Origin of the sequence: Aminobacter sp. DSM 101952 (genome assembly GCF_001424795.1) — a bacterium.
Taxonomy (GTDB): domain Bacteria; phylum Pseudomonadota; class Alphaproteobacteria; order Rhizobiales; family Rhizobiaceae; genus Aminobacter; species Aminobacter aganoensis.
Genome location: NZ_LMCL01000032.1, coordinates 141,190 through 162,973, shown reverse-complemented (window position 1 = coordinate 162,973; position 21,784 = coordinate 141,190). Strand labels below are relative to the sequence as shown.

19 protein-coding genes, 2 tRNA genes and 1 riboswitch are annotated in these 21,784 nt (G+C 60.6%); of the genes, 9 read left to right on the top strand and 12 right to left on the bottom strand.

The features are described from left to right. Positions 1 to 26 precede the first annotated feature (26 nt). Positions 27 to 281: riboswitch (cobalamin riboswitch) on the top strand. A gap of 103 nt (positions 282 to 384) precedes the next feature. Beyond that, complete coding sequence (locus ASC75_RS20815) at positions 385 to 1,188, top strand: (2Fe-2S) ferredoxin domain-containing protein (RefSeq protein ID WP_244487899.1); 804 nt, start codon at positions 385 to 387, stop codon at positions 1,186 to 1,188. A 12-nt stretch (positions 1,189 to 1,200) separates the two neighbouring features. Here ASC75_RS20815 and ASC75_RS20810 read toward each other — a convergent pair whose 3' ends face one another. Continuing rightward, positions 1,201 to 2,172 carry an AraC family transcriptional regulator gene (locus tag ASC75_RS20810; protein ID WP_244487898.1) on the bottom strand — a complete coding sequence of 324 codons (972 nt, stop codon included), beginning with the start codon at positions 2,170 to 2,172 and terminating at the stop codon, positions 1,201 to 1,203. 245 nt (positions 2,173 to 2,417) lie between these two features. On the opposite strand from ASC75_RS20810, the gene ASC75_RS20805 reads away from it, so the two are divergent. Together ASC75_RS20805 and ASC75_RS20800 are read left to right on the top strand one after the other, a co-directional pair. Next, a complete protein-coding gene (locus ASC75_RS20805) occupies positions 2,418 to 2,870 on the top strand; it encodes a cupin domain-containing protein (RefSeq protein ID WP_055979729.1) in 453 nt (150 codons plus the stop codon). A gap of 92 nt (positions 2,871 to 2,962) precedes the next feature. Next, entirely contained in the window at positions 2,963 to 4,447 is a 1,485-nt protein-coding gene (locus tag ASC75_RS20800) for an NAD(P)/FAD-dependent oxidoreductase (RefSeq protein WP_055979725.1), read from the top strand. 96 nt (positions 4,448 to 4,543) lie between these two features. Here the strand turns inward: ASC75_RS20800 and ASC75_RS20795 are convergent. From ASC75_RS20795 to ASC75_RS20785, 4 genes are all read right to left on the bottom strand, one after another. Continuing rightward, positions 4,544 to 4,618: transfer RNA gene (locus tag ASC75_RS20795), tRNA-Val, on the bottom strand. Positions 4,619 to 4,747: 129 nt separating this feature from the next. Beyond that, complete coding sequence (locus tag ASC75_RS25690) at positions 4,748 to 6,736, bottom strand: hypothetical protein (protein ID WP_244487897.1); 1,989 nt, start codon at positions 6,734 to 6,736, stop codon at positions 4,748 to 4,750. An 18-nt stretch (positions 6,737 to 6,754) separates the two neighbouring features. Next, positions 6,755 to 9,040 carry an ATP-binding protein gene (locus ASC75_RS20790; RefSeq protein WP_055979722.1) on the bottom strand — a complete coding sequence of 762 codons (2,286 nt, stop codon included), beginning with the start codon at positions 9,038 to 9,040 and terminating at the stop codon, positions 6,755 to 6,757. Between the two features lie 418 nt (positions 9,041 to 9,458). Beyond that, on the bottom strand, positions 9,459 to 10,019 hold the full coding sequence (locus ASC75_RS20785) for a recombinase family protein (RefSeq protein WP_055979719.1): 561 nt from the start codon (positions 10,017 to 10,019) through the stop codon (positions 9,459 to 9,461). A gap of 50 nt (positions 10,020 to 10,069) precedes the next feature. On the opposite strand from ASC75_RS20785, the gene ASC75_RS20780 reads away from it, so the two are divergent. Together ASC75_RS20780 and ASC75_RS20775 are read left to right on the top strand one after the other, a co-directional pair. Further along, a complete protein-coding gene (locus ASC75_RS20780; protein WP_055979716.1) occupies positions 10,070 to 10,900 on the top strand; it encodes a hypothetical protein in 831 nt (276 codons plus the stop codon). A gap of 110 nt (positions 10,901 to 11,010) precedes the next feature. Next, positions 11,011 to 12,927: a hypothetical protein gene (locus ASC75_RS20775; protein WP_055979713.1), complete on the top strand. Its 1,917-nt coding sequence runs from the start codon at positions 11,011 to 11,013 to the stop codon at positions 12,925 to 12,927. Positions 12,928 to 13,158: 231 nt separating this feature from the next. Here the strand turns inward: ASC75_RS20775 and ASC75_RS20770 are convergent, their stop codons facing one another. From ASC75_RS20770 to ASC75_RS20760, 3 genes are all read right to left on the bottom strand, one after another. Next, positions 13,159 to 14,172: a site-specific integrase gene (locus ASC75_RS20770; RefSeq protein WP_055979710.1), complete on the bottom strand. Its 1,014-nt coding sequence runs from the start codon at positions 14,170 to 14,172 to the stop codon at positions 13,159 to 13,161. A 93-nt stretch (positions 14,173 to 14,265) separates the two neighbouring features. Next, positions 14,266 to 14,340 (bottom strand) — tRNA-Val (locus ASC75_RS20765). Between the two features lie 106 nt (positions 14,341 to 14,446). Further along, positions 14,447 to 14,809 carry a response regulator gene (locus ASC75_RS20760; protein WP_018429348.1) on the bottom strand — a complete coding sequence of 121 codons (363 nt, stop codon included), beginning with the start codon at positions 14,807 to 14,809 and terminating at the stop codon, positions 14,447 to 14,449. A gap of 229 nt (positions 14,810 to 15,038) precedes the next feature. Between ASC75_RS20760 and ASC75_RS20755 the strand changes: the two genes are divergently transcribed. After that, on the top strand, positions 15,039 to 15,929 hold the full coding sequence (locus ASC75_RS20755; protein ID WP_055979706.1) for an N-formylglutamate amidohydrolase: 891 nt from the start codon (positions 15,039 to 15,041) through the stop codon (positions 15,927 to 15,929). 224 nt (positions 15,930 to 16,153) lie between these two features. Next, entirely contained in the window at positions 16,154 to 16,927 is a 774-nt protein-coding gene (gene hisN, locus ASC75_RS20750) for a histidinol-phosphatase (RefSeq protein WP_055979703.1), read from the top strand. 4 nt (positions 16,928 to 16,931) lie between these two features. Here the strand turns inward: hisN and ASC75_RS20745 are convergent, their stop codons facing one another. Further along, positions 16,932 to 17,894, bottom strand: coding sequence for an alpha/beta hydrolase (locus ASC75_RS20745; RefSeq protein WP_055979700.1), 963 nt, complete (start codon positions 17,892 to 17,894; stop codon positions 16,932 to 16,934). Between the two features lie 225 nt (positions 17,895 to 18,119). Next, the gene (locus ASC75_RS26205; RefSeq protein WP_156381339.1) at positions 18,120 to 18,329 is read right to left on the bottom strand and encodes a hypothetical protein; all 210 of its coding nucleotides are present in this window, start codon (positions 18,327 to 18,329) and stop codon (positions 18,120 to 18,122) included. A 12-nt stretch (positions 18,330 to 18,341) separates the two neighbouring features. Between ASC75_RS26205 and ASC75_RS20740 the strand changes: the two genes are divergently transcribed. After that, on the top strand, positions 18,342 to 18,809 hold the full coding sequence (locus ASC75_RS20740; RefSeq protein WP_055979697.1) for an Hsp20 family protein: 468 nt from the start codon (positions 18,342 to 18,344) through the stop codon (positions 18,807 to 18,809). A 98-nt stretch (positions 18,810 to 18,907) separates the two neighbouring features. Here the strand turns inward: ASC75_RS20740 and ASC75_RS20735 are convergent, their stop codons facing one another. Beyond that, positions 18,908 to 19,321: an Rrf2 family transcriptional regulator gene (locus ASC75_RS20735; RefSeq protein ID WP_055979693.1), complete on the bottom strand. Its 414-nt coding sequence runs from the start codon at positions 19,319 to 19,321 to the stop codon at positions 18,908 to 18,910. A 222-nt stretch (positions 19,322 to 19,543) separates the two neighbouring features. Here ASC75_RS20735 and ASC75_RS20730 point away from each other — a divergent pair, with 222 nt between their 5' ends. Next, a complete protein-coding gene (locus ASC75_RS20730; protein WP_200943472.1) occupies positions 19,544 to 20,515 on the top strand; it encodes an alpha/beta hydrolase in 972 nt (323 codons plus the stop codon). 25 nt (positions 20,516 to 20,540) lie between these two features. On the opposite strand, the gene ASC75_RS20725 is transcribed toward ASC75_RS20730, so the two are convergent. Then, positions 20,541 to 21,593 carry a low specificity L-threonine aldolase gene (locus ASC75_RS20725; RefSeq protein WP_055979688.1) on the bottom strand — a complete coding sequence of 351 codons (1,053 nt, stop codon included), beginning with the start codon at positions 21,591 to 21,593 and terminating at the stop codon, positions 20,541 to 20,543. Positions 21,594 to 21,784 lie beyond the last annotated feature (191 nt).

Sequence of the window (21,784 nt, the reverse complement as noted above, 5' to 3'; positions counted from 1 at the left end):
CGCTTGACTTGGCGGCGCGCGCCTATAGCTTGCCGCACGGTTATGGTTCTCCCGCCTCCGGGCGGGAGCTAAGAGGGAATTCGGTCAAAGCCGAAGCTGCCCCGCAACTGTGAGCGGTCGGGACATGTTTTTCGGAAAGCGGTGTCCGCTTTCGGGAAAGTTTATGCCCCAATGGTGAATAGCCACATTGCCCACCACGTCACTGGCATGGATGCCGGGAAGACGGGCGATGAAGCAACGACCCGCGAGCCAGGAGACCTGCCTGACCATGTGAGGTTCCGTGGGCGGGGTGTACCACTGGAGCGCGGTTGAAACGGTTGCCATCCCGGCGCCGGCTTCTGCCTGCGTTGCCGCAATCCCGCCACGGCTGGTCAGGGATTGCAGGTGTCGAACACAACCGAAAACAATGCCGCGCCGCAAAGGCACGTGCTGCTGGTCGCCAAATCGGCCTTTGCCGCCGCGCCCTACAGGCAGATGCAACAGCTTGCCGATCTGGTAGCCGCGCTGCGGGGCGTCGCCGGTGCCAGTTTCGGCTTCACCGAGCAAGGCACGCCGTCGCTGCGCGAGGCGCTTGGTTCATTGCGCGCGGCCGGCGCCTCCGATGTGCTCATTTTGCCGCTGATGCTGCCCATCGAGCCGAGCTTCACCGCCTGGCTCACCAAGTCGCTGCGCCGTTGGCAGGCCGAGGACGGCGTGGCGTGGCCCCAGGTCAGGATCGCCCAGGGCCTCGCCGACAGTCCGCTTCTTGCCGCCCTCATGGCCGGGCTCGTCGAAGGCGCGCAGGCTGCCGCTCCCGTGCCGCCCGCCGAAAGGCTGGTGCCGGAAGGTTCGCTGGTCCCGGCGCAGAAGCGCCGCGTGCTGGTCTGCCAGGGCGGGCCGTGCAACGCCGCCGGCGCCGATCTCATCTGGGGCCATCTGCGCAACCATCAGGACCGCCAGAAGCTGCGCACGACCGGCGACGGCACCATGAGCTGCAAGTCGACCTGCCTCGGCCCGTGCAACTTGGCCCCTGTTATCCAGGTCTATCCCGAAGGCACTTATTACGGCGGCGTCACGGAGGCGGCCATCGACCGCATCGTTGCCGAGCACCTGCTCGGTGGCCGCGTCGTCGACGCGTTCGCCTACGAGCCTACCGGTCGCAAGCAGACGCTGCGCCCGGCCGCTTCCGCCGAACCGGCCAAAACCTAGCGGGGCGGAGGTTCAGGCCAGTTCATGCCCGGCACGGCCCAGGCCGTGCCGCGCCTGCCGCGTCTCGCGCGGAAGCTCTCCGAACTCATGGCGGTATTCGGCGGCGAAGCGGCCGAAATGGGTGAAGCCCCATTTCAGCGCGACATCGGTGACGGTGGCTTCGGTTGCCACCAGGTCGAAGCGGGCGCGGCGCATGCGCTCGCGCGTCAGCGCGCGCAGCGGCGAGATGCCGAAGGCGTTCCGGTAGGCGAGTTGCAGCGTCCGCGGCGCCACGCCGGCGGCCCCGGCGATCTCGTGCAACCCGATCGGCAGGGCGGCATGGGCGCGGATGAATTCCTCGGCGCGCTTGAGATGGCGGGGGGCGGCTCCCTGCCTGTGGTCATCGAAGAACAGGCTCATGTTGCTGGGCTGGCTGCGCAGGAACAGCTCCAGCAGATGCTGTTCGTAGAGCACGTTCTGGATGCCTGAACCGGCCGAGGCTGGCCTCATCTCCGCGGCCTGGAACAGCGAGTTGGCCAGGCGGCGCCATGCCTGCATCTCGGGCCGCGAAAAATCGACGAGCGGATCGAAGATCAGCGGCCCCGGTATATCGCGGTCGAGCAGGCGCATGGCGAAAGCATGCAGCGGCGCCTTGCGCACCTGGATGAGCAACTGGGCGCAGCCCTGCCACCACTTCATCCTCGTCGCCAGGTCGGCGTTGAGCACGGAGGCGATGCTGCGGTCGGTGAGGAATTCTTGGCTGCCGTTGCGGACGGTCGCCGTGCCCGAAACCGGCATCTGGATCAGATAGAAGTCGCCAAGTTCGCCCGGGTCGATCAGCACGTCGGCGCCGTAGCTGATGTAGTTCAGCGAGATCATCTCGCCGGGGGCATGATTGTGCGTGACGCGAAACGGTTTTCGATCACCGATGATGTCCAGTCGGTGATTGCAGAACTTCTGGGCGACCCGCTCCCTGGCGCAGTCGAGATCGTTCGACTGAAACAAGACATGATCGGAAAGCGGGACCCTTCGAACGGACGCCTCTTCCATCAGCATGCGGCAGACTAGCACCGATCTTGCGGCTGCCAATGAAAATGAAGGGCAATGCATCCGCGCTGCCGCATTTTTGCGTTTTGTGGATAGTCGCCGCGCATTCCGGCTAGTGTCTCTGCGATCTCTGCAGCACTCTTTGGGGTGGAACAAATGAAAGGGCCGCCCTGGGCAGGTCCTTCGAACAGAGGGAACATGAAATGAGCAAGGAACTCGCCAAGGGCATCACGCGCAAGGGCGACGGCTATGCCGGCAAGACCTGGAACATCCTTGGACAGGTCTATTTTCCCAAGGCGGTGTGCGATTCCACCTTCGCCTTCGAGACCAACAGCGAGCCGGGCCAGTTCGTGCCCGTGCACATTCACCCGACCCAGGAAGAGTTCATCCTGGTGCAGGAAGGCGAACTCGACCTGAAGCTCGACGGCGAATGGGTCAAGGCCAAGGCGGGCGACCTTGTGCGCATGCCGCGCGGCATCCCGCACGGCTATTTCAACAAGTCCGACAAGCCTACCAAGGCCCTGTTCTGGGTGTCGCCGGCGGGCATGCTGGAAGAGCTGTTCAATAAGCTCGACAACCTCGCCGACCCGGCCGAGGTGGTGAAGGTCTCGGCCCAGCACGAAGTTAACTTCCTGCCGCCGGAAGCCAACGACTAAACCACCGGATCACACGCCGCCGCTCGTTCGGGCGCACGCGACATCTGTCGCGTGCGCGGGCGAGCCCGCGTCCTGACGACAAGGAAAAGCAAATGGTCGAGAAGAAGAAAGTCTGCGTCGTCGGCGCGGGCGTGAGCGGGCTCGCGGCTGCGCATGCCTTCAGGCTACGTGGCCACGAGGTCCACATCGTCGAACGCGGCGACGACCTGGGTGGTGTCTGGGAGCCGTCGCGCTCCTATCCCGAGGTCCAGACGCAAAGCCCCAAGGATCTTTATCGCTACACCTCGATGCCGATGCCGGACGACTATCCGGAATGGCCCAAGGGCACGCAGGTCCACGCCTATCTCAGGACCTATGCCGAGCGGAACGGGCTGGTGCCGCTCATCCGCTACCGCACCAAGGTGGTTTCGATGCAGCGGCGGCAAGGAGCCAGGGGCTGGAGCGTCGAGCTTGCCGCAGGCGGAAACGTGGCGAGCGAGGATTTCGACTTCGTCGCGGTCTGCACCGGCAATTTCAGCGAAAAACGCGAACTCGTGCATCCGGGCCAGGATGATTTCACCGCAGCCGGCGGCCAGGTGCTCCACTCCTCGGAATACACCGATTCCGCCACCGTGAAGGGCAAGCGCGTCGTCGTGCTCGGCTTTTCGAAGTCCGCCACCGACATCGCCGTCAATGCGGTCCATTCCGGGGCCAGCGGCGTCACCATCGTCTATCTCGAGCCGGTCTGGCGCATCCCGTATTTCATCGGCGGCCTGATCAACTTCAAGCGCATCCTCTATGTCCGTGCCCAGGAGGTGATGTTCCCGAACTGGGACCAGCCGCTGCTGGCGCGGCTCGCGCACAGCGTCGCCAAGCCGTTCGTCTGGGCCAACTGGCGGGCGCTCGAAAGCCTGCTCTCGCTGCAGCTCAAATTGAAGAAGACCGGGCTCAGGCCGACCAAGCCGATCGAATCGACCATCAACTGCTCGGTCCCGATCGTCACGCCGGGCTTCTTCGACATGGTGGCGGACGGGCGAATCAAGGCGATCCAGGGCACGATCGCGAGCTACGAGCCGGGTACGGTGATTCTGTCGGGCGGCGAGCGCGTGGCGGCCGACATGGCGCTCCTTGCGGTGGGCTGGAAATCCGGCGTGCCGTTCCTGCCGGAAGAGTACCGGCGCAAGCTGGTCGAGCCCGACGGGCAGTACAGGCTCTACCGGGTCATCGCCAATCCCGATCTGCCCGACATGGGCTTCGTCGGCTTCAACTCGTCGTTCTGCACGGTGCTGAGCGCCGAGCTCGCCGGCACCTGGCTGGTGCGCTACGCCGACGGCATGCTGGGGCGCCAGCCGACGCGCCAGGAAATGAACGACAACATCGACATGATGCTGCACTGGAAACGCAACGACCGGCCGGCGGCCGGCGTCTATGGCGGCCTGTGCGTGGCGCCGTATCATTTCAAGCACTTCGACGAGTTGTTGGCCGACATCGGCGCCAGAAAGCGGCGACGCAACGCACTGGCTGAAAACTTTACCCCGCCAAACGCCGACGCCTATGCAGGCTACCTGGCAAGCGCGCCGGACTATCGGGCGGCATAGGACTGAAGCGTCGGGCAACAGGCGAGCGCCAGCCGGCGCTTGCCGGATCGCGGCCATGCGGACATCGGCGTTGGCTTGTGCCGTTTTGAGTTTGGATGGTGGGCGTGACAGGGATTGAACCTGTGACCCCTGCAATGTCAATGCAGTGCTCTCCCGCTGAGCTACACGCCCATCCGATGGGGGCGCCTCCAAAAGACCTAAGAATTCAGCTGCTTATGCGCTTCTACAGGTTATTGCGGGTTGGCGCAAATGCCCAACGCAACCGCAGATCCTAAGTCGAGTGTGACCAGAGTGTGACCGCTAGGCAGTACTCGATATGCGCGTGGGCACACCAGCTTTTCGCACAACATCGGCGATATGGCTTGTCAGTCCCACGTCTCCAATGAACGACAGGCCTTCATTCGGCGAAAGGCCTTCAATGGTCGTCCTCAAGGCAGCGAGCCCCCTGCTGACGTCAAAAAGCACCCAGTGTCCTGCTTCACCTGGCACAATCGTGCTAGCTAGGCTCTGCGTAACACCGCGGTGTAATTGTACGACCCAAACTTGCTGCCCGTCATATACCCATTCAAATCTGACTGGTCCGAGTACTCGCTCTGCGCTGGCATACAGTTCAAGCACAGCATTTTTTACATCCGTAGGTAGAAGTTGGGGGCGGTTTTCTCCCATCATGAAGCGGTCACCCTCGCCTTCATTTCCCTCGATTATCAAACGCCCGTCTGAGCCTACTATGGCAGCGCCAGAATAGACCGCGCCGATAGCAGCTTGGGACAGCACTGAGGCAATACTGCTATTTTCCGGATCCTCAGCTTGGAGCAATGCGAACGGATCCATCCATCCCTTGATAGTGGTGTACTTCCCTGGAACCTGTTCGCGAGGGCTCGTGCGTAACCAGTGTTCGAGGTGACCGGTGCGTCGGCCAAACGCGAAAGGCGCTATACGTCGACTGATAACTTCGGTGTATGGGACTGGAAGTCCTGCTAGATTGGCAATAAGCAATCCATACGTCTTGTCACCAATCATCCGACTGAAGTTGTTTGGCCAAGTGAGCCTTGGGGAGAGTTCGACGGTAGGGTCGGCGCCCAATTCCCATCCTAGGGTGTGGGATGCGCGCCATCCCCTCGGCTTTGGATGTACGCTGAACTCGAGCCGAAAGCCGTCCGGAACTGCGATGTCGGGAACGAAGCCGTAGACGGTCGCTAAAAGATCATTCGCCCACCCAAAAGGAAGTGATGCGGTGCCGGGCTTCTCAACACCCCGAGGCGTGTCGTCAGGTGTGAATTCTACAACTTCTGCCAGAGCGACGCCAGAAACGCCCCCGTCGCTGACGTCTACCGTTTCATTGGCGATGACATACAGGCCCTCACTGCCGAGTCGCTCTGCGGAGCCGACGGCTTCTTCAAGCGAACGAATGCCATAAATAAACTCGCGGCTCTGGGGACTGTCCGGAGTGTAGCTGCGCAGGTTGATGGATCCATCCGGGCTTCGTTCAAGGAGCGTGCCGAGAGCATGTCGGGTACTGGCAAACTTTTTGTTCGGTGAGTACCCAATCACGCGGGAGTACTCCTGTTGAAGTTTTCCGCGGTCGGGGGAGAAACTAACGAACTGGGCTACGTTAATAAGGTCGGCAAGTCTGTCGAGGGATTGATCTTTTCGTACTGTTTGCAGGTTCCCCAAGATATTCTGGGTGCGATTTTTAGAAATCGCCTCTATACTATCAGCAAAATCGGCGATGGAAGACCGAAGAGGATCAAGTGATGTGCTTTTTAGTTCATGTGCTGCAACTTGTAATAAATTTCTAGCTTTGCGGGGTGTGATATGAATTCCATCGATTGTGGTAACTGGTATACCCGCTCGAAAAGCACTGGCTATTTCAGTTGCGCATCCAAAGCTGTACTGCCAACCCGGCATCATGATCATACGTGCCACGAGCGTCTCGATGACTTTGTTCCAGAGCGAAAGGTAATCGTTCTGCCGCCAGCCTGAGACGTTCAAGGTCGCAGGCTCTAAGACCGGAACTCTGTACTGTCGACGCAGACGACCTGCTTCCTTCTGAATATCTGCGCTATTCGGAGCAATTACATGATGTCCAAGTTCTTTGCGGTACTCTTCCCCTGTACTGTCGAGCAGATGCCCTTCGAGAGCGTGCCACTGGACGAATCGTGGCCCAGTTGTAATTGGTCCACTCAAATAGATGGCCGAAGACTTCTCCATCACGCTTTCCCAAGCGCTTAGCAGCAAGCCCTGCTGGGTAGCCAGTTCAACGGTGCGATTTTCGCTTGGTTTGGTCACTAGCAACGCTCACACTTCTTAGATGGACTCTAGATAACTGGCTACAGCCGCTCGGACCTCAAGTTTGATGTCGGGAGCTGCCATTTCGACCATTTCCGAAATGTTCGTTAGCCCGAAGTATTTGCCTGCCCGAATAAAATTCTCACAGGCACTTTTGTCTACAAAGCCGTTATGATGGGCGGCGTCTGGGCCTTCTAGGGCCAGCGCCAAAAGGCAGATAAACTCCTCCAGGGGCCATTTTCCCTTCTCTTCGCCGCTTTTAAAATCACGACCAGTAGGAAGCCGATTTGTGAAGGACGCGATGCGAGTCGTTCGACCCATACTTTTCATATTCTGAGCGACCTGGACCGCGTTCTCTTGGGTGATCTTGCTAGGTACGGCATTGCGAAGATCGCCGTAGCCCAAGAACAATGAGCTTTCGGCAATTTCGTCGGATACTGAGTTGGCCGACTGCTCCCCTGCCAAGGAACGGATTGTTCTGCTACGTCCCCCTTTGTCGTACGGGAGTAGCAGGTACTTCCTATCGATCCTGCCGGTTCTCTTTATGGCTGGGTCAATTCGGTTCTCATAATTCGTCGCGATTACAAAAATAAGACGCTCAGCTTTGCGCAGGTCATTGATTTTGGTCAACATGCCGGGCGTCATGAACTGAAAGACGGTATCTTGCGCTGAGTACCGTTCAGTGTCGCGGTCTAACAGGAAGGCGTCGATTTCATCAAAAAGCACAACGGAATTTGATTGGGAGTCAAGGACTTCAAATATCGCCTTTGCCCGTGCTTCAACTTGGCCGCCACCTCCAACGAGGAAATCGGCTACCGTGATAGTAATGAGGGGGAACCCCAAGGCTTCAGCCAACTTCTCTGCGGCGGTTGTTTTGCCGGTCCCTGGAGGACCGTAAAGCAGCATTGAGTAGCTTTTCGGCGAAACTTTATCTAACCACCCTTTAACGAAATCCTCGCCTATGCGGTTGTATACTTGGTACGGTTGACCGAGCATTTTGGCTGGCTCATACTGTTCTTCAATCGCTTCCCACGAGGGACGCTTTGTAGGTGGCGCTCGGAAGGTAAATTTTGACAGCGTTAGTGTTGTTCTGGCGATATGCGCCTTTAGTAATCGGTGATAGGCCAGCAGGAATTCTAGTACCTGACTGGTCTCCCAGACGTGTATCACGTCAATCTGGTTGACGTGCTCAGAGTCCCATCCGACGTATCCGGTTGCTCCGTCAGACGTTGCTTGGAACGTGACCTTTCGCGCGTTGAGCCATTGCCAATACCTGCGGAAGAGGCCGACATTTGCCGAGCCAACAGTATTCCGCAGCGCTGAGCCATCAAACAGTTCGCATGACCGTAGAATCGAGTTTGCAACCTCAACGCTTACTGGAAAGAGGGTCATTCCCCGGGCCGTGGCTAAAAACGGCTTTGTGGGGCGCCAAAAGGCACTGTGCTTTTGAGCTGATTCTAGGACTTCCAAAGTTCGTTCAAGAAGCGGACGGTCAACAACGTTGGCTTGTGTCAATAAGAGCCCTTCCAAGCAGAACGCCAACTCTGCAGGGTCAAAGCGGCTGTCCGGAATCGAGCTAAAGGACAACTGGTCGTGCAACGTCGTTTCAAAGTACCGGCGGAAAGGGGTGAGATCAGGCGGCGATGGGAGCCCCGCATCGCGTACCGTCTGGACTACCCTGAGGGGAATCAGTGCGTTAGGAACGGGATCATTAGCCTCCCCGTTTTTAAGTGCGCTGAAGTCAAACATATTTGCGAATTCATCCAACGGTGGGAGACCGCTTCGAATTTTCGCATGGTGTTGGATTAACTTCTTGTGCGGCTCCCAGTCGCCAGCAAGGCCGGTAGTGCCTTCGATAAGTGCTGACAAAAAGGCCGAGGTTATTGGATCATTTGAACCATAGGTTCCGGAGGCGGTACTGGCCTTGCCCTTGCCATCAAGGGTAGCTTTCCGGAGAAGCTCCGCAGCCAACTTCGCTGTTTTGAGGCTTTTGTCGCGCGTGACTTTTCCGTCCTGGCTCTCATCGAAGTAAGATCCACTTTGGGCCACGCCCGCTAGTTGACCAGGGTTCCAACTTCCCGCTGCCTTGAAGAGGGATAGAGCGACCATGGCCGTGGTGCTGTGGGAAATTGTGTCGCTATAAGAAGGTGCTATGCCTCGTACTATCCGGTAAGGCCACCCATTCGTCCCATCAAACACGGAGACCAAAGTTTGGCAGGTCTTCAGGATCGTCTCTTCGAGGCTTATTACCTCCTGCCGATCAACATGGAACTGTCCCGTCAAGTAGTCGTCCAGGGTCGTCAACGCTTTCTCTCCCTCGGCTCACCTTAAGCCACGCACTTAAAATCACGAGAATCGCGATCGGGCAATCTCGGAACAAGGCATCTTGCGCAACGTGCGCGCTATGCCTCACCCGTCCCCTCCGACGCCAACCAATATTCCCGCGTGAGTCGCTAAGGCTATACCGAGGAGTGTCTCCTCCAAAATGGGCCCTTGCTGAAAACGGCAGGGGGCCTTTCCGCGAGGGCTTGACTTGATCCAGCCTGCTCGCCGCTCAACCCTGCGAATTCTAAGTGTCACCCAGGTGACTTTCTCCAAAAAATTTGTATCCCACTTACGAGTATATCCTACCAAGCTCAGCCCCCCCGTACCCCTCTCCATAATGCAGCTACGTAGGCTTCCATCGGAGGCAGAGGCTCCTTCCGCTAACGACGGACCACTTCTAGGTTTGGGTACGGGGAAGTATCTTCTGCACCGATGCCTTGGATACACCGATCTCGGCGGCGATTTTGCGGATGCTGAGGTTCCCTTGGCGTAGCTCGGCAATTCTCTCTTCCATCGCCCCATCGATCATTTTCGGCCTTCCTCCCATGCGTCCCTCCGCCCTGGCCCTGGCGATCCCTTCCATTTGGCGTTCGCGGCGGATGTCCGTCTCGAACTCAGCGATCAGCGCGAGGATACCCATCACCAGCTTGCCGGTGCGGGTGGTGGTATCGACGAGGTCATCGTCTAGCACCTTGAAGGCAACGCCCTTGTCCGCGAGCTGGCTCACGATGCGGTAGAGGTCAGCGGTGCTTCGCGCCAAGCGATCCAGCTTTGTGACGACCAGCGCGTCACCCTCGCGGATGTACTCCAGGCAGCGGGAGAGTTCGGGTCGCTTGCCGTCCAGCCCGGACTTCTTCTCGCTGAATATCTTGTCGGCCCCGTGGGCGCTCAGTCGCGCCACCTGCGTCTCGTAGTCCTGACCGCTGGTGCTCACCCGCGCATATCCAACAATCGCCATGCTGTACCTTTTCCTTTAAAAGAATTGCGGACACATGGTTATTGGACGCAATGTGTACGGTCAAGCTGTCTGTGCTGGAAACCTATACCTTTGTGGACATTCGGGGGCTTGCTGCTGTTTCTGCCGTTCGCTATCTCGGCAACGGATCGCACGGGGTGCTACGAATGAATCTTGGAGAGATGAAGGCTGTCATCCTTAAGCGGCGCCGTCAGCGTGTGCGACGATCCACCTACGCATACGTTGCCGCACTCATGCTGGAGGATACGGCATTTGCTCATCCATATCGCGACCGGATGATCATCGATTGGTGGGCACGAGTTATCGATCCATTGGACGCTGAGAGCTTTGACGAGGGACCAAAGGGACGGCTGAAGTATTTCAGAGATCGACTGAAGGAGCACGGCAAGGCACCTGCGGTGAACGCCGCGATCCGGCAAGGGCTCCACGCAGGGAAGCCGTTACGTCGTATGAGTACGCAGAAGATGGGATATTTGAAGCATCAGGTTCGGCGGCTTGCTGATCGCCGTCTGAACTATGTCGCGACGGACGCGGTGCTGTCGGCAAATGATGACATCTTCGAACAGATGACCATTGGTCTCATAGCGCTCCCTGCGCTACGACCCGGGCGGGATGGGGGATTGCTTGACCGGGCAGCGCGTAGAGCCTCCGATGATCCGCGCTTCCTGCCGTTGACGGCGAGGATAAACGAAGCTCCGAATACCCTGTTGCCGGGCCACGATGAGCGTGAGATCGAAAGGCGGATCGAACAGCTATCGAATCCCTATGATTCGGTGTGGCTGTTTGAGGAGAGCTACCTCTCGCTAAAAAAGAGGCAGGGTCTCATGCGGAAGTTGGAAGAAGAATATCTAAGTAAAATCTGATACTTAGATGGTGTCTCCTATTAGGTACAACTAAGCTCGTTCTTAGTGTCCTTCTTCCTATGCCGCCTTCGCGCGGCCCCTGAGCCCACCATCAAATTTGAGGAATACAAATGGCTGCACGAAACATCGTGGCACCGATCGACTTCGCACGTCGCATGAAAATCCACTGGGAGACCGTTCTCGGCAACACATCCGCCAACTCCCTCGAACAACTGTGGCAGGTCACGGCGCGAACCTTCAATGAAGCAATCATTACCAGCGATCAGCGCTGGCGGGTGCTTGAACCAGCCACCGGCACCGGCAAGACCCAAGGCCTGATCGTCTACAGCGCCATGATGGCGGAACTCAACGCGGTCTGCGGCCTGTCCAACCGCACCGGCATCCTTGTCGTCGTCCGGACGATCGCTCAGGCCGATGAGATCGTAGTGTCGATCAACGAACTCGCGGGGAGACCGGTGGCAATCGCGCGGCATTCCGACAACAAGGTCGTCGTTGAAAGGTGCGGCGACAGGGATGTGCTGGTGATCACACATTCTGCCTATCAGAGGGCGGTCGAGGCGATCTATCGCAACCAGCAGGGCAAGTGGGAAGAGTTCGTCATGTGGGAGGGCGGTCGACGCTGCCTCACCATCATCGACGAGGCAATCGCTAACATCATCGAGCACTATCAGGTCACGGCCCAGGACATCAGCAACGTTCTTGCCGTGATCGACCAGCCGACGCGGCTGCGTCACAATGCGGCCGTTCAAGCTGTTGAGTCGCTGAAGGGAAAGTTGGAGTTCCTGGAGTTCGAGCGCCCCGACGAGCAGCAGGGTTTGCTTTGGCGCGATCCAAACGGCAGCGAGATTGAATGGACTGACAATCATTTCCTGGCCGAACTAATCGACGAAGTCACACGGCTTCCCCTCGACATGATGGTGCTGCGAAAGGACAGCCCACTGGATCGTCAACGCCTCGCCGATCAGTACAGTACCACGTTGCGGTCGTGCGAAAGCATCCTGACCAAGTGGGCCTACTACCAGCGGTCGGGCGACTGGGACACGATCAACAATTCGGAGTTGCTGATTCCGGTGGAACTCCCTGGTCCCGTGGTCCTTGACGCCACGGCCTCGCACAACATGCTCTGGGAGTTGCTTGGGGAGCGCGTGGATCGCCCGCTCCTCCCGTCGAAGGCGCGGAACTATCGCAACGTCCGGCTGCATGTCGCCTACGCCATCGGCCTCGGCAAGGGCAGCATGAAGGAGAAGGGCGGCGCTCGGGTCGCCCGGGTCATCAAGGAACTAGAGAAATCGTGCAAGGAGAAATCCGTACTCGTCTGCCTCCATCAGTTACTCGAGCCCAAGGCGCTCACGCTTGACCCCAAGTTCTCGCGGTATGCGGTGGCGCACTGGGGGGCGATCGATGGCAAGAATGACTGGCAGGACTACGACACCGCCGTCATCCTCGGCCTTCACTATCGTGGCGACCTGTGGGCGGTCGGCACCTTCATCGCCCTGCAAGGGTTGCCTGAGGACGAGTGGTTCGCATCGCCTTCGTGGAAGGGCTACGACAATGTCCGCAAGGTAATGGAGCAGAAACAGGTGACCGTCTCCGTCATTCAGGCAATCAATCGCATCCGCTGCCGCAAAGTCATCAACGCCGAAGGTGACTGCCCACCCGCCGACGTTTACATCATCCTTCCGGGCAACAGGCAAGGAGCGTCCATCTTGCAAGACATCACCGCCGAGATGCCGGGAATCGAGGTGGTGCAGTGGGCTTTCGAACTCGACGGCGATGCAGTCCAGGTTCGCTTGGCCGATGGCTACGACGCACTCATTTCTTACATGGCGCATCGTCCGTCAGGAGAGGCGTCGATGAAGTCGATCAGGTCGGAACTTGGCTGGTGCTCGTCCAAGATGAAGGAATTAGGTCGTCTGCTGCGAGATAGCGGGCATCGAATCACGGCAATGCTTGCTGAGATGGGCGTCACGTTCCGCCACAACGGCAAGATGGGCAGGGGGGCGAACGGCTGGCTGGTCAAGGCCTAATGGTGGGTGGCCCCTATACTGGAAGATAAGCGCCCACCAAAGGGCGAGGCCAGTATGCCTTGGTTGAACTTGGGTAGGAGACACGCTTCGCTGCGCTTGTTGCGTACTCAAGCTCACCAAGGTTGACCGGCTCCGTGCCGGGTGCCGGTTACGGGAAGACAAAGGGATTCGTCGCCCTGTGTCTTCCCACATTTTTCGCTGCCTGGGCTCAGGGTTATTCGATGAGGCCTGTCATCCTATGCTGGAGGCGGAAGCCAGCTTCGCTCTGATTGATGCGTGGCTGGCGTGGGCATATCTGAACAGCATCCTCATGTCCCGATGTCCACTGATGGACGCCACCTCGGGCACCGTAAGGCCAAGCTCGAACAGTCGTGAGATGGCTTCATGCCGGAGGTCATGGAAATTCAGATCATTGATACCAGCCCTCGCGGTGAGCCTGTCCCAGCTAAGCCTGAGCGCAATCGCGGACAATGGAAACACCAGAGTGCCGCCTTCCCGTCCTCTGGTTGCCGCCAGCGACCTCAAAACCTCAAGAGCGCCGGGCGTCAGCGGAATGGTTCGCGAGAAGCCGTTCTTCGTTTCCAGAATACATGCGGTTTCGCGTCCCTCTTCGATGTCGCGCCACCGGAGGTTCAGGATCTCCCCCCGCCTCATCCCCGTTTCGATGGCAAAGCGGATAATTGGGACGACAAGCGGGTTCCGGGTCTTCTTTCCAGCCTTCAAGAGAAGGCCAAGCTCGCCGTCGCGCAATCGCCTCTCGCGCTTGTTATCGTTCGCCTTTAGGGCCAGGTCGGCCAATGGATTCTGCTTTAACGGGATGTTCCATTCGGCCCGAGCAACTTCGAACATGTTGTTGATTGGCGCCAACTGCCTTTTGAGTGACTTGGCGGTGATGGTCTTGAGCCGTTCATCACGATAGGCTGCAAAATCCGAGGCATTTAGGTCAGCAAGGCTCCGCTTGCAGATGGAGTGACGGAGGAAGGCGCCGAGGACGATCGTCTCTATCTCTGCGCCCTTCTTGGAGATCACGACCTCGTCCTTGTATCGGTGAACGAGTTCCCCCAAGGTGATCTTGGCGAGTTCCTTGCGGTTCGGCGCAAGCTCTTGCCTGTCTGCTTGCGTCTCCATATGCCTCGCCCATTCCTTGGCATCAGCCAGCTTGTGGAATGAGCGCGAGACAGGAGGGAAACCCTTCCTGCGAACCTGAACCTGATACTTGTCCCTGTGTTTGCGTATCGTCGCCATGACGGACCCTTTGCTGTGACCAGAGTGTGACCAGCAGCGAAATCAAAGGGTCTTTTGGGAAGCTCTGGAAGCCGATTTTCTCAAGAGTTTGGATGGTGGGCGTGACAGGGATTGAACCTGTGACCCCTGCAATGTCAATGCAGTGCTCTCCCGCTGAGCTACACGCCCATCCGATGGGGGCGGATACACCATTTTTGATCCGGCGCGTCAATAGCGTGTTTGGCGGAAAAATGCGCCGGATCATCAATTCCCCTGGCGACGCAAGGGAAACGCCTCAGGCGGCGTGCAGCATCTTCTCGACCTCGTTGACGAGATCGCGCAGATGGAAGGGTTTCGACAGCACCTTGGCGTCGCGCGGTGCCTTCGAATCAGGGTTGAGCGCCACCGCGGCAAAGCCGGTGATGAACATCACCTTGAGATCGGGATCGATCTCGGTGGCGCGGCGCGCCAGCTCGATGCCGTCCATCTCCGGCATGACGATGTCGGTCAGGAGCAGCGAAAAGGGTTCCTCGCGCAGCCGCTCGTAAGCGCTCGCGCCATTGTCGAAGTCGCTCACCTGGTAACCGGCGCGTTCCAGCGCCTTGACCAGGAAGCGGCGCATATCGTCGTCGTCTTCTGCCAGAAGAATGCGTGCCATCAGTTTCCCGTCCGAAATTAGCGGTCGAAGCCGCCCCCCAGCAGGGGCTCCGTTAACCATCTTGTATATGAGTTCGGGACGGTAAACATCAAGTGAATGCCGAACCGGCATGGTGACGCAAAGGCACGATCGGGGCGGCTTTTCCACATTTCGAAATGCTGGACACCAGCGGCCGCAGGTGGCACCTTCGAGCGATGAGTGAGTGCATGTCGCAGGTCCGTCAGCAAAGATGACGCCAGCCGAAGATTTCTCGGTGCTGCCGCCGTTCGAGGTCCGGACGAGCGCGGAGCAGCGCGTGCCGTTCGTGTTCAATTCGCCGCATAGCGGGCGGTGCTATCCCGAACGCTTCCTGGCCATGACGCGGCTCGATTCGACCTCCATCCGCCGCTCCGAGGATTGCTACGTCGACGAGCTGTTCGGCGCTGCGGTAGCCCTCGGCGCGCCGATGCTGACGGCGCATTTTCCCCGCGCCTATCTCGACGTCAACCGCGAACCGTGGGAACTCGACCCCAGGATGTTCGCGGAGCCGGTGCCGCCCTTCGCCAATGTCCGCTCGGCCCGTGTCGCCGGCGGGCTCGGCACCGTGCCGAAGCTGGTGGGCGAGGGGCTCGACATCTATCCGGGCCGGTTGCCGCTGTCGGAGGCGGTCGGCCGCATCGAATGCGTCTACAAACCCTACCACGAGACGCTGAAGCGGCTGGTCACGCGCACCCATGCGCGCTTCGGCTATGCGGTGCTGGTCGACTGCCATTCGATGCCGGCCTCGGTCCGCATCGGCGACAGCGGCATGCGGCCGGACTTCATCGTCGGCGACCGTTTCGGCACATCGGCCGCGTCGGAGCTTTCCGAACGCGCCATCGGGCTGCTGGCGGCGATGGGTTATACCGTGGCGCACAATAAACCCTATGCCGGGGGCTTCATCACCGAGCACTATGGCCGGCCGGCGCGCAAGCTTCATGCGCTGCAGATCGAGATCAATCGCGGCCTCTACATGGATGAGCGCACGTTTAAGAAATCGGCGGGATTTTATGCGCTGGCAGACGATTTGGCGCGGTTTTCCGCCGATCTGATGGCGGTTCCGGATCATCATTTCCTCGACCTGCCGCTGGCCGCGGAGTAGCGCTGCAGGCCAATCAGGTTAAAAAAAGACCGCTCCGGAGAGCGGTCGAAGTCTAGGGAGGAAACGCCCAAGGAGGGCATGGACAGGAAACCCTGTCCGAAGTCGAGATTATTGTGCGCTGCACAAAAGTCAAGTCGCCTTGGGATTCTTTAAATCAGGTTGATGTGGTTATTGCCGACGAGGGCCGCGGCGTGTCATCCACGCAACAGTCAGGAATGGGGTGAATGATGGTCGACGCCGAATTCATGCGACGGATCGCACGGGCTGCCGCAGCCGAAACACTGCCGCGCTTCCGCCGCCAGGGGGCGGTGGCCAACAAGCTCGCCGGCGGGTTCGACCCCGTCACCGAGGCCGACCAGGAGGCCGAGCGCGCCATCCGCGCGCTGATCAACGCCGAATTCCCCGATCATGGCATCCTCGGCGAGGAGCATGGCAGCGAAAACACCTCCAACAGCCATGTCTGGGTGATCGATCCGATCGACGGCACGCGCGCCTTCATCTCCGGCCTGCCGGTCTGGGGCACGCTGGTCGGGCTGACCGTCGATGGCGACGCGGTGGCCGGGCTGATGTCGCAGCCCTTCACCGGCGAGCTGTTCTACGCCGACGGCGATGGCTCGCATTACGAGGGGCCGGGCGGACCGCGCACGCTTTCGGTGCGCAAGACGACCAGCCTGGCGGACGCGACGATGTTCACCACGACGCCGGCCTTGTTCAAGGGCGAGATGCGCAAGCGCTACGACGATCTGGAGAGCAAGGTGCAACTCGCCCGCTACGGTACCGACTGCTACGCCTTCGCCATGGTGGCGGCGGGGCAGGTCGACATCGTCGTCGATCCCGGCCTCAAGCCCTACGACATCGTGGCGCTGATTCCGATCATCGAGCAGGCCGGCGGCATCGTCACCACCTTCGACGGCGGCCCGGCGGAGAATGGCGGCGACGTCATCGCGGCGGCGACGCCGGAGCTGCACAGGGCTGCGATGGCCGCTCTCGCGGGATAGCTCCTTACGCGTCGGCCGTTGCCGGCGTTCCCGGCACGAAGGCGGAGAAGGCGGCGAGCAGTTGCTCGCGGTAGATATCCGCTTCCTGCAGGATTTCGTGGCGGGCGCCGTCGATGGTCAGCAGCGAAGCCACGCGGCACTGGCTGGCGAACTGCTCGACGTCGCGCGACGACACCACTTCGTCGGCACCGGCGTTGACGATCAGCATAGGCACCTTGAGCGCTGCCATGAATTGCGGATCGCGCACGGTCTGGGACGCCTGTGCCGCGGCGCGCAGCCAGGCAATGGTCGGCCCCCCGACCGACAGTTCTGGATAGGTCTCGTAGAGCAGCATGTTGCGGCGATAGCGGCGTTCGTCGCTGGTCAGCTTGTTGACGGCGAAGGGCGTGCCTTCGCGCGGGCGCGGCCCCCATGCTGCGTAGAGCCGGCCGAGCCCCAGCCAGCAGGCGAGGGTGCCCAGGCGCCGGATCGATGTCATCGACAGCGGCACGCCGATGACCGAGAGGAACGGCGCCACCAGCACCATGCGCTGGACCCGGTTGCTCATCGAAGGCGCGGCCAGAAGCGCGATCAGCGCCCCGCTCGAATGGGCGAGCAGGAAGAAGGGACCGCGGCAGTCGGGCAGCACGATCTGCTCGAAGAACGCCTCGAGGTCGCGGACATAATGGTCGAAGCTCCTGACGTAGCCGCGATGGCCGTCGCGCAGCAGCCGCTCGGACCCGCCCTGGCCGCGCCAGTCGAAGGTGGCCACGGCGTGGCCGCGCACGGTCAGGTCGCGAATGGTCTCGAAGTACTTCTCGATGCATTCGTTGCGGCCGTTGAGCAGGATCACCGTGCCCTTGAAGGGATGGGATGTCGCAGGAAACAGCGCATAGCGCAGGCGCTTGCCGTCATGGGCGACAAAGTCGCCGGAGGTGGCCCTTTCGGGAACCGGATTGCCGGGGATTTCGTGGAACAGGTCCGTCATCAGGCGCTCGGAACTCGCTGCCGCAGGATCAGGCGATAGGAGGGTGATAGAAAGGCGGGCCGGGAAAATCAAAGGAATTCCGCCGCGGCGGAATCGAATGAGGCCGGAGGCAGCTTGCGGGATGCCTCCGGCCTCTGTCGCTCCGGGAGGAAGGGACGTTACAACCCGGCTCGGCCTCGTCGGCGGCATTCTGTGGTGCCGCCTGTTCTTGAACTTGGATGCACTCTAGTCGGGGCGACCTGAACGGATGCCGAAGGCCCGGTTCATCTTCGGTTCATCGAAGATCATTGCGAAAAGCCGTTGGGACAATGTCTTGAAATGGCTTCGGACGGCACCCAAATGTCTTCTGCGGCGCCCAATATCGGGGCCGCTGATCACCGCCGGAGCGCCAGAACGGGCTTCGGCACAGGTCATGCGCAAAACCTTGTTGCTCACTGGAGAACACCCATGCGTCACGTTGATTTTTCCTCGCTCCACCGCTCGACCGTCGGCTTTGACCGGCTCTTCAACATGCTCGACGGCCTCGGCCAGCCCGAAGTCGGCACGAGCTATCCGCCCTACAACATCGAGCGCACCGGCGAGGACGCCTACCGCATCAGCATGGCGGTTGCCGGCTTCTCGGAAACCGAGATTTCGATCGAAGCCCATCGCAACGTGCTGACGGTCAAGGGCGAACGCGGCAATGAAGGCACCGGCGAAGGTTCGGAGCTGCTTTATCGCGGCATCGCCTCGCGCGCCTTCGAGCGACGCTTCCAGCTCGCCGACCATGTCGAGGTCGTCGGCGCAACGCTCAAGAACGGCCTGTTGCACATCGATCTCAAGCGTAACATTCCCGAAGAGCACAAGCCTCGCAAGATCGAGATCTCCGCTGCGCCGGCCAAGGCGAAGCAGATCGAGGCCAATACCGTCAACTAAGACAGCTCCTCCCAAGGAGAAAAGGCGGCGCCCCCGGGTGCCGCCTTTTTCGTGTTCGGCAGGATTCGCCACCGCGATCGCGTGGGCGTTGCCGGGTGTCAGCGCTTAATGTCGGGGATCAGGTCGGCGAGCGTGATGTTGCCGTATCGCGACGTCACCCTTGTCTCGGCATCGTCGAAAATCTCGCCGAGCGTCGCATTGACCGACCGTTCGACCGGGCAGTCGGGGTGATCCACCGCCAGGCCCACCGCAAAAAGAGACGGGCTGCCCAGCGCGTTGTGGACGTCGAGGACGGTGATGTCCGCCAGATCGCGCGCCAGCTTCCAGCCACCATGCGGACCCCTGACGGCTTCGACGTAGCCCTGTTCCCGCAGGCCGGCCATCATCCGCCGCACCACGACGGGGTTGGTGCCGAGCATCTGCGCGATGGTTTCCGACGTGGCCCTGCCGTCGTGCAGGTCGATGTGGATCAGCATGTGCAGCATGCGGGACAGGCGGCTGTCTTGTGTCATTGGCGGATCCGGACCGAACGCTCACGAAAAATCATAACAGTATGGGTTACATTCTCTGCTTCCCCGATATAATGTAACTTCATGAGTTACCTTCTGCAAGCCAAGGACATGAACAGGCGAACCTTCGCCCGGCATGCCGTTGCGCTGGCAGCTGTGACCTTGCTCCCGCAGCGATCCCTTGCCGGATCACCAGGACCCGAGAAGGAGAGTGCCATGCCGCAACTGCCGTATCGCTTTGTCGAGGTGAATGGCCTCCGCATGCGAATCGCCGACCAGGGCCAGGGGCCGTTGGTGCTGCTTTGCCATGGCTTCCCCGAAACCGCCTATTCCTGGCGCCACCAGATCGCCGCGCTTGCAGCGGCGAACTATCGTGTCGTCGCCCCCGATCTCCGCGGGTTCGGCGGCACCGAAGGGCCTGCCGATGTCGGCCAGTATTCGATCCTGCATCTGGTCGCGGACATGGTCGGCCTGCTCGACGCGCTTGGCGAAGAGAAGGCGGTTATCGTCGGCAACGACTGGGGAGCGACATTGGCCTGGCAAGCGGCCCTCCTGCGCCCGGACCGGTTCCATGCGGTGGCCGCATTCGGCGTGCCGATGATGGGACAACCTCCCGTGCCGCCGACGCGTATCTTCCCGCAAACCGACGATGCCCTCTTCTACACGCTCTATTTTCAACAGCCCGACCTGGCCGAAGCCGAGTTCGAACGCGACGTCGGCCTGACGCTGCGCAAGATCCTGTCTGCTGCGTCGGGCGATGCGGGGGCGAGGCGCGAAGGCGACGGAACGCCCAATCCCTTCGCCATGGTGAGCCGTGACAGGGGTCTGCTGGCGCCGCTGCCGACGCCCGATGCCCTGCCGTCATGGCTGAGCGAGGCCGACCTCGACGCCTATGTCGGCGATTTCCAGGCCAGCGGGTTCCGGGGCGGGTTGAACCTCTATCGCAATCTCGACCGCAACTGGGAAATGCAGCACGCGTTTTCGGGACTCAAGGTTGCGGTGCCGGCGCTCTATCTCGTCGGCGAACGCGACGTCGGGCTGCAGATCCCGGGCATGCGCGACATCATCGCGGCGATGCCCGCGCTCGTGCCGCAGCTCAGGCAGCCGATCTACCTGGAGGGCTGCGGCCATTGGCCCTCGCAAGAGCGGCCGGTGCTTGTCTCGGACGCGCTGCTTTCGTTCCTGAGGGCTCTTTGACCAAGGGCCCGGTCACCACTTTACGTTACCTCCGCAGCAGCTCGCCAAAACGGTCGACCTCTTCGGGCGACGTGGCGAAGCTGGTGACGAAGCGGTAGAGCGTTTCGTCCTCGCCCAGCTGTCCGTCGAAACCGGCCGGCGCGTGCCAGTCGTAGAAGGCGGCACCCGCGGCAAGCGCCGCGTTGGCGACTTCCGTCCTGATAACCGCGAACACCTCGTTGGCCTGGGGCTGCCAGGCAAGGCGGGCGACAGACGAGCCCGAGATGGCCGCGGCCAGCCTTGTCGCCATCGCATTGGCGTGGCGGGCGGTGTCCAGCCACAGGCCGCCGTCGAAATAGGCGTCGAACTGGGCCGAGATGAAGCGGGACTTGGAGAACAGCTGGGCTGAGCGCTTGCGCAGGAAGGCCATTTCCTTGGCGCGGTCGAGATCGAACAGCACGATCGCCTCGGCGCACCAGCAGCCGTTCTTGGTGCCGCCGAAGGAGACGATGTCGACGCCGCGTTTCCAAGTCATCTCGGCCGGCGTGGTGTCGAGCGAGACCAGCGCATTGGCGAAGCGCGCGCCATCCATGTGCAGAGGCAGCGAATATTGCCTGGCGATGGCCGAAATGGCCTTGATCTCGTCGAGTCCGTAGACGGTGCCGACCTCGGTCGACTGCGTCATCGAGATCGCCATCGGCCGGCCGGCATGGACGAATTCGGGCGCGAAACGGGCGACCGCGCGTTCGAGGTTGCGGACGTCCATGCGGCCCAGCGTTCCGTCGATGGCATGAAGCCTGGAGCCGCCGGTGAAATATTCGGGCGCGCCGCATTCGTCCTCGATGATGTGTGCTTCGCGATGGCCGAAGGAAATGCCGCCGGGGCGATTGTAGGCAGCCAGTGCCAGGGAGTTCGCCGCGGTGCCGGTGGCGACGAAGAACACCGCCACCTCGCGTTCGAACATCTCGCTGAAACGCGCGTAGACAGCCTGGTCGAGATCGCCGTCGCCATAGGCCCGGCTGAAGCCTGCCGCACTGGCGTGCAGCCGTTCGGCGATCCTGGGGTGCGCGCCGGCCCAATTGTCTGATGCGAAAAACATGTTATCCGTCCGTGATATGGCTGTCGGAGACTGCGTGGCAGGGATGCCCGAGCTAGAGCGGGTTTTGGCGTTTTCGGCAAGTCCGGGGCCTGGAAATCGATTGAGACAGCGGGCAGGGCGCTTTTGACCAGTTGTTCAAAAGTTACGCCAGGCATGAGTTCGGCGAAATTTTCTGTCTTTCCGGATGCGGA